The 9,366-nt window shown below is 59.5% G+C and carries 8 protein-coding genes; 6 read left to right on the top strand and 2 right to left on the bottom strand.

The window, feature by feature from the left end; translation table 11 throughout:
• Positions 1 to 120 precede the first annotated feature (120 nt).
• A complete protein-coding gene (locus AB5Y76_RS19500; protein ID WP_019445736.1) occupies positions 121 to 1,143 on the bottom strand; it encodes a GGDEF domain-containing protein in 1,023 nt (340 codons plus the stop codon).
• Between the two features lie 134 nt (positions 1,144 to 1,277).
• Here AB5Y76_RS19500 and rnr point away from each other — a divergent pair, with 134 nt between their 5' ends.
• Genes rnr through AB5Y76_RS19480 form a run of 4 tightly spaced genes read left to right on the top strand, consistent with a single transcriptional unit; the run spans position 1,278 to position 5,504 of the window.
• Positions 1,278 to 3,671 (top strand): ribonuclease R, encoded by a 2,394-nt coding sequence (rnr, locus tag AB5Y76_RS19495; RefSeq protein WP_019445735.1) that lies wholly within the window; start codon positions 1,278 to 1,280, stop codon positions 3,669 to 3,671.
• A complete protein-coding gene (gene rlmB, locus AB5Y76_RS19490) occupies positions 3,668 to 4,417 on the top strand; it encodes a 23S rRNA (guanosine(2251)-2'-O)-methyltransferase RlmB (RefSeq protein WP_216952082.1) in 750 nt (249 codons plus the stop codon). Before rnr ends, rlmB begins: the two co-directional genes overlap by 4 nt.
• Positions 4,418 to 4,419: 2 nt before the next feature.
• The gene (locus AB5Y76_RS19485) at positions 4,420 to 4,992 is read left to right on the top strand and encodes a Crp/Fnr family transcriptional regulator (protein ID WP_108612042.1); all 573 of its coding nucleotides are present in this window, start codon (positions 4,420 to 4,422) and stop codon (positions 4,990 to 4,992) included.
• A 56-nt stretch (positions 4,993 to 5,048) separates the two neighbouring features.
• Positions 5,049 to 5,504 carry a GNAT family N-acetyltransferase gene (locus AB5Y76_RS19480; protein WP_245133816.1) on the top strand — a complete coding sequence of 152 codons (456 nt, stop codon included), beginning with the start codon at positions 5,049 to 5,051 and terminating at the stop codon, positions 5,502 to 5,504.
• A gap of 72 nt (positions 5,505 to 5,576) precedes the next feature.
• Here the strand turns inward: AB5Y76_RS19480 and srmB are convergent, their stop codons facing one another.
• Positions 5,577 to 6,800 carry an ATP-dependent RNA helicase SrmB gene (gene srmB / locus AB5Y76_RS19475; protein ID WP_263718299.1) on the bottom strand — a complete coding sequence of 408 codons (1,224 nt, stop codon included), beginning with the start codon at positions 6,798 to 6,800 and terminating at the stop codon, positions 5,577 to 5,579.
• Positions 6,801 to 6,919: 119 nt separating this feature from the next.
• Between srmB and AB5Y76_RS19470 the strand changes: the two genes are divergently transcribed.
• Both AB5Y76_RS19470 and brnQ read left to right on the top strand, forming a co-directional pair.
• Positions 6,920 to 7,630, top strand: coding sequence for a tRNA1(Val) (adenine(37)-N6)-methyltransferase (locus AB5Y76_RS19470; protein WP_263718300.1), 711 nt, complete (start codon positions 6,920 to 6,922; stop codon positions 7,628 to 7,630).
• Between the two features lie 191 nt (positions 7,631 to 7,821).
• Positions 7,822 to 9,126, top strand: coding sequence for a branched-chain amino acid transport system II carrier protein (brnQ, locus tag AB5Y76_RS19465; protein WP_005335813.1), 1,305 nt, complete (start codon positions 7,822 to 7,824; stop codon positions 9,124 to 9,126).
• The last annotated feature ends 240 nt before the right edge of the window (positions 9,127 to 9,366 follow it).

Here is a 9,366-nt window from a genome sequence, read left to right as displayed (position 1 = left end):
GCGTTGAAATACAGAACCCCCGATGCGGTACATAGGGGGTTCTGAGTAGAGAAATGTTAGTTGAAAATGTGTAAACCTATTTCAGGACTAGACAGCATTGCGGTCGGACAGGGGACTAAATCAGGAAGGGAGTGGCATCACCCGGTTGCGCCCCAGCTCCTTGGCCTTGTAGAGCAGCTTATCGGTACGTTCGACCAGACAGTCTGCGCTCTCCTGACCGTTGAACTCACCCACGCCAAACGAGGCGGTGATGTGGTCGATGCGGCGGCCCGATTTGCGATCCAGAATCGACATCCGCTCGATGGCGCGGCGCATGCTCTCCGCCATCTGTCTGGCCAGCGCCAGCGAGCGATGGGGGACCAGCATGGCGAACTCCTCCCCACCCAGCCGATAGGCGGTGACCCCCTCCTTGCAGGCATCGCGCAGCCGTTTGCTGAAGGCGCGCAGTACCTGATCGCCGAGCAGGTGCCCATATTCGTCGTTGAAGTTCTTGAAGCGATCGATATCGGCGAGGATCAGCGAGAAGGGGTGCTGGCTGCGGATCAACCCCTCCAGCTCCAGATCGAAGGCGCGGCGGTTGAGCAGGTTGGTGAGGGCATCCTCGTTGGCCAGTTTGCGTGTCTCGTTGAGCGCGGCCCGCAGCTCTTTGATCTCTTTCTCCGCATTGCTGAGCTGGTTGCGAAAGTGCATGGTGGACATGCGCACATCCCTCGATTCGCGCACCAGCTCCCGCAGGATCCCCATGGTGTCTTCCAGGCTGAAGCCCTCGTCATCAATGCGGCTGAGCTTGTCAAAACTCTTGTCGAGCATCTCCTGAAACATGCCGGTATCGGAGATGGCGTCCTGCATGGAGTGGCCGAGCTCGTTGGCCATGGCGGCGAGGCTCAGTTTCATCGCCTCCATCTGCTTCTCGTCCTGAGCGGCCAGATACTGGTGATAGAGTCGCTCGCAGGTGGTGAGCGAGCAGGTTCCCTGCATTTTGACTGCCTGATCAATCGCCTGGTTGAGCTCGGGCATGCTGGCCGAGACATAGTTGTACCACAGGTGGTAATTGTCCGGCGTCGTGGGGATCTGGTACTTGATCATCAAAGGGACCGCCTGTTTGAGATAGGCGGCGGATTGGGCAAATGTGTCCTTACTCATGAGTTCTGTGTCTCATCATGCCAGCGAACTGAAGATAGTATGACAGAGAGATTGGCCAAAAGGCAGCCGATGGATGCCATTCGCCCCCCCCTCCGATATAATGGCACCGTTACCACCTACCCTAAGGCCTGCTTATGTCTCAAAAAGATCCTTTCCTCGAACGCGAGGCCGAAAAATACGATAACCCCATCGCCAGTCGCGAGTTGATCCTGGAACTCATCAAGGGCCATGAAAAGCCCATGTCCCGTGAAGAGTTGGCCAAGGTCCTCAAGCTGAAAGATGAAGAGCCGTTGGAAGCCTTGCGTCGTCGTCTGCGCGCTATGGAGCGTGATGGACAACTGGTATTCACTCGCAACCAATGTTATGCCCTGCCGGATCGCCTGAATCTGGTCAAAGGTTATGTAATCGGCCACAAGGATGGCTTCGGTTTTCTGCGTCCGGAAGGTGGTGGTCCGGATCTGTATCTGAACAACCGAGAGATGCAACGCCTGATGCATGGCGATTACGTGCTGGTGCAGCCGACCGAGATTGACCGCAAGGGTCGTCAGGAAGCGCGTCTGGTGCGCCTGCTCAAGTCCCGTGAGGCAGACATTGTCGGCCGTTACTTCGTCGAGAATGGCGTTGGTTTCGTGGTGCCGGATGACAGCCGTATCGGCCAGGACATCATCATCCCGGAAGGGGAAAACAAAGGAGCTCGTCAGAGCCAGGTCGTGGTCGTGCGCATCAATCAGCGCGCCACCTCCCGCATCAATGCCGTCGGCACCGTACTGGAAGTGCTGGGCGAGAACATGGCGCCGGGCATGGAGATCGAAATTGCCCTGCGTACCCACGGTATCCCGCACACCTGGCCGGAAGAGGTGACCAAAGAGGTTGCCGGTCTCGGCGAGCAGGTGCCGGAGAAAGCCAAAGAGGGCCGCATCGACCTGCGCGCCCTGCCGCTGGTGACCATCGACGGGGAAGACGCCCGTGACTTCGATGACGCCGTCTTCTGCGAAGCCAAACGTGGTGGCGGCTGGCGCCTGTGGGTTGCCATTGCTGACGTTTCCGCCTACGTGAAGCCGGGCACCGCTCTCGATACCGAAGCGTATCAGCGTGGCAACTCCGTTTACTTCCCCGAGTTCGTGGTGCCCATGCTGCCGGAGGTGCTCTCCAACGGTCTGTGTTCTCTGAACCCGCAGGTTGACCGCCTCTGCATGGTGTGCGAGATGACCATCTCCGCCGCTGGCCGCATGTCCGGTTACAAGTTCTACGAAGCGGTAATGAACTCTCACGCCCGTCTGACCTACACCAAGGTGGCGGCGATCCTCGATGGCGATCCCAAGCTACGCCAGCAGTATGATCCGCTGGTGGGCCATATCGAGGAGCTCAACAACCTCTACAAGGCGCTCAAGCATGCCCGTCATCAGCGTGGCGCGGTGGAGTTCGAGAGCGAAGAGACCCGCTTCATCTTCAACGCCCAGCGCAAGATCGACCGCATCGTGCCGCTGGTGCGCAACGATGCCCACAAGATCATCGAAGAGTGCATGATCCAGGCGAACGTGGCTGCTGCTCGTTATATCGAGAAGAACGAAGCTGCCGCCCTGTTCCGGGTACACGATCGTCCTGGCGAAGAGCGTCTGACCGGTTTCCGCGATTTCCTGGCCGAACTGGGTCTGGAGCTTAAAGGCGGCCTCGAGCCCGAGCCGAAAGACTTTGCCGAGCTGGCTGCCAAGTTTGAGGGACGCCCGGATGCGGAGCTGCTCTCCACCATGCTGCTGCGCTCCATGCGTCAGGCCATCTATCAGGCTGACAACATCGGTCACTTCGGTCTGGCGTTGAAGTCCTACGCGCACTTCACCTCGCCAATCCGTCGCTATCCCGACCTGATCCTGCACCGGGCGATCAAGTATCAGACCGCCAAGGAGCAACAGGGCAACCTGCGCCACAAGTGGACCCCGAGCGGTGGTTATCACTACCAGCTGGAAGAAGTGGACCCGATGGGCGAGCACTGCTCCATGACCGAGCGCCGTGCCGACGATGCGACCCGCGACGTGGCCGACTGGCTCAAGTGCGAGTACATGCTGGATCACGTGGGTGACGAGTTTGACGGCGTCATCGCCAGCGTTACCGGCTTTGGTTTCTTCGTCCGTTTGGCGGAGATCCATATCGATGGTCTGGTGCACGTCAGCACCCTCACCAACGACTACTACCAGTTTGATCCCCTGCATATGCAGCTGATCGGCGAGAACTTCCGCCGCCGCTACCGTCTGGGTGACAAGGTGCGCGTCAAGGTGATGGGCGTGAACCTGGATGATCGCAAGATCGACTTCGTGATGGTCGAAGAGCCGCTCAAGGCTACCGGCAAGAACGCCAAAGAGATGGCGCGCAAGCAGGCCGAGATCAAGAAAGAGAAGGCCAAGAGCGCCCAGCGCCACGAAAAACGTAAAGAGGGCAAGGATCACGGCAAATCCGACAAGGGTGGCCGCGCCAAACCGAGCAACAGACGACCGAGCAAAAAGGCTCGCGATAAGGCCAAGAGCACTAAATGAGTACTGAACTGATCTACGGCATTCACGCTGTCACCGCGCTGCTGGAGCGCACTCCCGAGCGCTTCATCGAAGTGTGGGCCCTCAAGGGGCGCGATGACGACCGGCTGCAACCCCTGTTGGCCGAGCTGGAGTCCCTCGGCTTGCGCGTGCAGAGTGTGAACCGCAAGACCCTTGATGACAAAGCGGAAGGCAACAATCACCAGGGCATCATGGCCCGGGTGAAAGAGGCGCCGAAGCTCGCCGAGCACGATCTGGCCAGCCTGCTGGACGAGCTGGCGGCACATGAGAACCAGCCCTTCCTGCTGGTGCTGGATGGCGTTACTGACCCGCACAACCTCGGCGCCTGCCTGCGCAGCGCCGATGCTGCCGGGGCTCATGCTGTCATCGTGCCGCGGGACAAGGCCACCGGCCTGACCCCGATCGTGCGCAAGGTTGCCTGTGGCGCGGCCGAAGTGGTGCCGCTCATTCAGGTCACCAACCTGGCCCGCACCCTGCGCGAATTGCAGGAGCGCGGCGTCTGGATTGTCGGCACCGCTGGCGAGGCCGATCACGACCTCTATCAGGCCAAACTGACCGGCCCGATGGCGCTGGTGATGGGAGCTGAAGGCAAGGGGATGCGCCGTCTGACCCGCGAGCACTGCGATGAGCTGGTGAGCATCCCGATGGCGGGGGCGGTATCCAGCCTCAATGTCTCGGTGGCAACCGGCGTTTGCCTGTTTGAAGCCGTGCGTCAGCGTCGCGGTTAATCATGCTGACTGACAGACCCCCCTTCGATTGGGCGCAGGTCGCAGATAAAGAGGAGGCCGCGCGCCTCCTCTCTTTTGCCCGCCCGCTGACCCTCAGCCCGAAAAGCTGCCTCTGGCACGCTGGCGACAGCCCGGATCTGCTGGTCAGGGTGGAGCAGGGGCTGCTGCGGGCCAAGCTGGTGTTGGAGGATGGCCGCGAGTACATCAAGGAGTTCTACTGGGAGGGGGACGAGTTTCTCGACTTTCACCACCTGCTCAGTGGCGAGCCGGCCCGCTACAGCGTGGAGGCGCTGGAACCCTGTCGTTTGCAGCTGTTCAGTCTGGCTGACCTGCGCCAGCTGCCCGGCTGGCCGCGCTGGTATCAGCACCTGCTGGAGGTGCAGCTGCGCATCAAGGAGGAGAAGGAGCAGTTGCTGCTGACCGGCAGCCCGCAGGCGCGCTATCAGCACTTTCTCGACAGCTTTCCCGCACTCGATGCCAGAGTGCCCGACCACCAGATCGCCGCCTATCTTGGCATTACTCCCATCAGCCTGAGCCGCATTCGCAAACGGCTGAAAGAACTTAACAAAGGTTAATGCAGGGCGCTGGCGCCACGATTATGCTGGCAGGCCGAACTGATAAGGAGTTGCCGATGAACTGGATCCTGAAACCCTGGTCTGAACTGACCACTGACGAGTTGTATGAGTTGCTGGCGCTGCGGGCCGAGGTGTTCGTGGTGGAGCAGACCTGCCCCTTTCAGGATCTGGACGGGCTCGATCGCCGCGATGGGGTCTGGCACCTGCTCGGCTATCAGGGCGACCAGCTTGCTGCTTACGCGCGGATTATGGCGCCCGGCATCGGCGATGAGAGCAGTGCCGCCATCGGTCGGGTGGTGACCTCACCCAAGGCGCGCGGTGGCGGTCTCGGTCACCAGCTGATCGGCGAGGCGGTCAAGGCGTGCGAGGCGCGCTGGCCGACCCACAGCATTTGGCTGGGGGCGCAGGCCCATCTGCAAGGCTTCTATGGCCAGCACGGTTTTGTGGCGGAAGGGGAAGGCTATCTCGAAGATGATATCCCCCATATGGGGATGCGCAGAGTGGCGGCATAACCATTCGTCAGCGTGATTCAGAATGCAGAAGGGCCATCCCGCGGGATGGCCCTTCTCTTTATCGCCAGGCGATCACTTCTTCTTTTTCTTCTTGGCGGACTTCTTCTTGTCGACCGGCTTTTTCTTCTTCACCGGTACCCGCGCTTCTTTGTGTTTCGGGCGCAGCTCGTCGATTACCCGGCGCTTGAGGCGCTCTTCGGTGTAGCGTTCGATCTTGGCGACCATCGCCATGTCGTGGGCTTCCACCAGACTAATGGCGCAGCCACGGTTGCCGGCGCGGCCGGTACGGCCGATCCGGTGGACGTAAACGTCGGCGCCGTAGGGCATGTCGTAGTTGATGACGTGGCTGACGTTCGGCAGGTCGATGCCGCGGGCGGCGACGTCGGTGGCGATGAGGAAGGGCACTTCCCCTTCGTGGAACTTGCGGATCGACTCGATACGCTTGCTCTGCTCCATCTCGCCACGGATCCAGGCGCAGGAGATACCTGCCGCCTGCAGCTGGCCGGAGAGCTCCGCCAGACGCTCGCGAGTCTTGACGAAGATAATGGCTTTCTGGGTTTCCGGATCTTTCAGGATATGGGTCAGCAGCGCCAGCTTGTGGGCGGCGTCATCGGCCAGATGGATCCACTGGGTGATGGGGCGACGTTCGCTGCGGGGCGGCTCGGCGTGCAGCTCCACCGGATCCTTGAGGATCTCGTTGGCGAACTTCTCGAGGCCAGCCCCTTCCAGGGTGGCGGAGAAGAGCATGGTGTGCTTGCGGTAGCGCGCCTCTTCCACGATACGGTTCACATCCTTGATAAAGCCCATGTCCAGCATGCGGTCCGCTTCGTCCAGCACCAGCACTTCGATGTCATGGCTCTCGAACTCCTCTTTCTCGATGTATTCGAGCAGACGGCCCGGGGTGGCGACCACGATGTCGGTGGTTTTGGTCAGGGCAGGTAGTTGCTCTTCATGGCTGACGCCGCCGATGATGGTCTCGATGCTGAGGTTGGTGTGGGCCGCCAGCGCCTTGGCGTGGGCGGTAACCTGCAGCGCCAGCTCGCGGGTCGGGGTCAGGATCAGCATGCGGCAGGGGCCCGGCTTGCGGCGCGGGAAGTCCAGCAGATGCTGGAGTGCCGGCAGCAGGAAGGAGGCCGTTTTGCCGGTACCGGTCGGTGCGGATGCCAGAATATCGCGGCCGTCCAGGGCTGGCTCCAGCACCATCTGCTGGATGGTGCTGGGGCGGGTGAATCCCATCTCGGCCAAGGCCCGGTTGAGGGCTGGGTGCAGGTCGAAATCATCAAAGGACTGGCTCATGGCAATACTCGGTCATTAAGGAAACGGCAGATTATAGGCGATTATCTCGTCGGCTCCTATTGGTGAGTGTGTCTTAGCCGCTATAATCGCCCACCATTTTTGCAGATGACGGGGGCCAGATGGGACGTAGTCGCGGATTTACCTTCAAACAGTTCCATATCAATCACGATCGCTGCGCCATGAAGGTGGGCACCGATGGCATTTTGCTCGGTGCCTGGGCGCCGGTCGAACAGGCGCGTCGAGTGCTCGATATCGGCACCGGCAGCTGCCTGATCGCCCTGATGCTGGCCCAACGCAGCAGGTCTGACTGCCGTCTTGATGCGGTCGAGCTGGATATTAATGCGGCCAGTCAGGCGCGGGAGAATGCGGCTGCTTCTCCCTGGGCCGATCGGGTGACCGTCATAGAGAGTGCCATTCAGGATTATCAGGCCGACCCTTATGATCTTGTCGTCTCCAACCCTCCCTATTTCGTGGCAGGCCAGTCATTTAGCGATCCGGCGCGGGCGTTGGCCCGCCATACCGGTGCCCTCGACAGCCACGCATTACTGGCGGCCTGCGATCGTTTGCTGAGCCCGAACGGGCAGGTGGCGCTGGTGCTGCCGACGGCGATGGCCGATGAAATTTTATGCATTTCGGCGAATTATGATCTGCATGGCATTTGTTATACAGCTGTTATCACCAGAGAGGGTAAAGAGGCAAATCGTGTTTTATTGCTACTTGGCAGAGGATTAAACAGGTGTGAGAGGGGTGAAATTGTGATCCATTCTGCTGACGGGGCCTATTCCGACAGATATATCCAACTGACCAACCACTTCTATTTGAAGATGTAAATTTCGTCTTGAACTATTTTTTCACGCCATTATGCTGGTTCCAGATCGAGCGCCCGCTCCAGACCAGCTAAAACCACTGGTTGCGATGAAAAAACATGCGGGGCTCTTTTTTTATACCCCCTGAACACACCCGGTCAGCGACCGATAAAAACTATAACAAGCAATAATTTACAAGACAGACGAGGTTGAACTTGACGAAATCACTCACATTGTCCGATGTACTCGGATTAGGGTTTATGACCTTCGCCTTCTACCTGGGCGCCGGTAACATCATTTTCCCGCCGTTGGCCGGTTACATGGCTGGTGAGCACCTCTCCCTGGCGATGTTTGGCTTCCTGGTCACTGCCGTGGGCCTGCCTCTGGTAACCATTCTGGCCGTGGCGAAAGCCGGTAACGGTTGGGCTGGCATGACCAAGCTGCTGCCTGCCGGTGTTGCGACTGCGCTGGCCGTTGCCATCTATATCATCATCGGCCCGGCCTTTGCCGCGCCCCGTACCGGTCTGGTTGCCTACGAGATGGGCCTCAAGCCATTCATCGGTGACATGGGGCAAGCGGGTCTGGCGGCCTATACCGTGATCTTCTTTGGTGTGGCCATTCTGGTCTCCATGAACCAGGGCAAGCTGATGGACGCCATCGGCAAATACCTGACTCCGGTACTGATGCTGCTGCTGCTGACTCTGGCTATCGGGGTATTCGTAGCACCGCAAGGCTCCATGCCGGATGCGTCCGGTGACTATCAGAACAGCCCGTTTGTGAAAGGGATCCTGGAAGGCTACAACACCATGGACACCCTGGCGTCCCTGATGTTTGGCGCTCTGATCGTCGATCTGCTGCGCCAGAAAGGCATCAACGATTACAAGAGCCAGTTCAAGTATCTGGCCATTGCCGGCCTTATCTCTGCCGTTGGTCTGAGCGTGGTGTACGTCTCCCTGTTCCAGCTGGGTAACACTGCAGCCGGTGTGGCGACCGATGTCAGCAACGGTGGCGCCATCGTCAACGCTTACGTACTGAGCCTGTTTGGTCAGCCGGGTCAGTTCATTCTGGCGGCCATCATCACTCTGGCGTGCTTCACCACTGCCGTGGGCCTGATCTCTGCCTGCTCTGATTTCTTCCACAATCTGACCGGCATGGCTTACAAGAAGCTGGTGGTGTTGCTGGGCGTTATCTGTGCCGTGGTGGCCAACGTGGGCCTGAGCCAGTTGATCAGCCTCTCCATTCCGGTGCTGGTTGCCATCTATCCAGTTGCCGTGGCGCTGGTACTGGTCACCTTCCTGAAGGGTTACTTCGGCCGTCCCCGTCTGGTGTTCCGTGGCGTTTTGATGGTTGCCTTCCTGTTCGGTTGCCTGGATGGTCTGGGTGCTGCCGGTATGAAGATGGATGCGTTTGCCTTCCTGCCGCTGTTCGACAAGGGCCTCGCCTGGCTGATGCCAACCCTGCTGGCCTGCGTAGTTGGCGTGATGGTGCGTCCGACCGAGATGGCTGCCGAAGCGGCCTGATCACACCCGATGTAATATTGCCAAGAGCCTGCCCCGTGCAGGCTCTTTTGTTTTCTGTGAGCCTCGCTTCTCGCCTCGCTTTGCGGCCGTAATTGTCACCGTATGCAGATAGCATCTGAGCAGCCGTAGCTTGCCGCTATAACCCGTTCCCCTCTTCTTGCCTCCCATACCTACGTGTGACACCTCTTTATGGAGCGCCGAGTTGTTCGGCGATTAATTCCGCAGCAGTAAATTGTTTCA

Origin of the sequence: Aeromonas sp. R1-2 (assembly GCF_040908505.1) — a bacterium.
In the GTDB taxonomy this organism is placed as follows: domain Bacteria; phylum Pseudomonadota; class Gammaproteobacteria; order Enterobacterales; family Aeromonadaceae; genus Aeromonas; species Aeromonas veronii.
This window is presented reverse-complemented; position numbering and strand designations above follow the sequence as displayed.

Bases quoted from the DNA above. Each gene is read 5' to 3' on its own strand.
- AB5Y76_RS19470 (WP_263718300.1), top strand. From the start codon at position 6,920: ATGGGACGTAGTCGCGGATTTACCTTCAAACAGTTCCATATCAATCAC.
- AB5Y76_RS19480 (WP_245133816.1), top strand. From the start codon at position 5,049: ATGAACTGGATCCTGAAACCCTGGTCTGAACTGACCACTGACGAGTTG.
- AB5Y76_RS19500 (WP_019445736.1), bottom strand. From the start codon at position 1,143: ATGAGTAAGGACACATTTGCCCAATCCGCCGCCTATCTCAAACAGGCG.
- rnr (WP_019445735.1), top strand. From the start codon at position 1,278: ATGTCTCAAAAAGATCCTTTCCTCGAACGCGAGGCCGAAAAATACGAT.
- AB5Y76_RS19485 (WP_108612042.1), top strand. From the start codon at position 4,420: ATGCTGACTGACAGACCCCCCTTCGATTGGGCGCAGGTCGCAGATAAA.
- srmB (WP_263718299.1), bottom strand. From the start codon at position 6,800: ATGAGCCAGTCCTTTGATGATTTCGACCTGCACCCAGCCCTCAACCGG.
- rlmB (WP_216952082.1), top strand. From the start codon at position 3,668: ATGAGTACTGAACTGATCTACGGCATTCACGCTGTCACCGCGCTGCTG.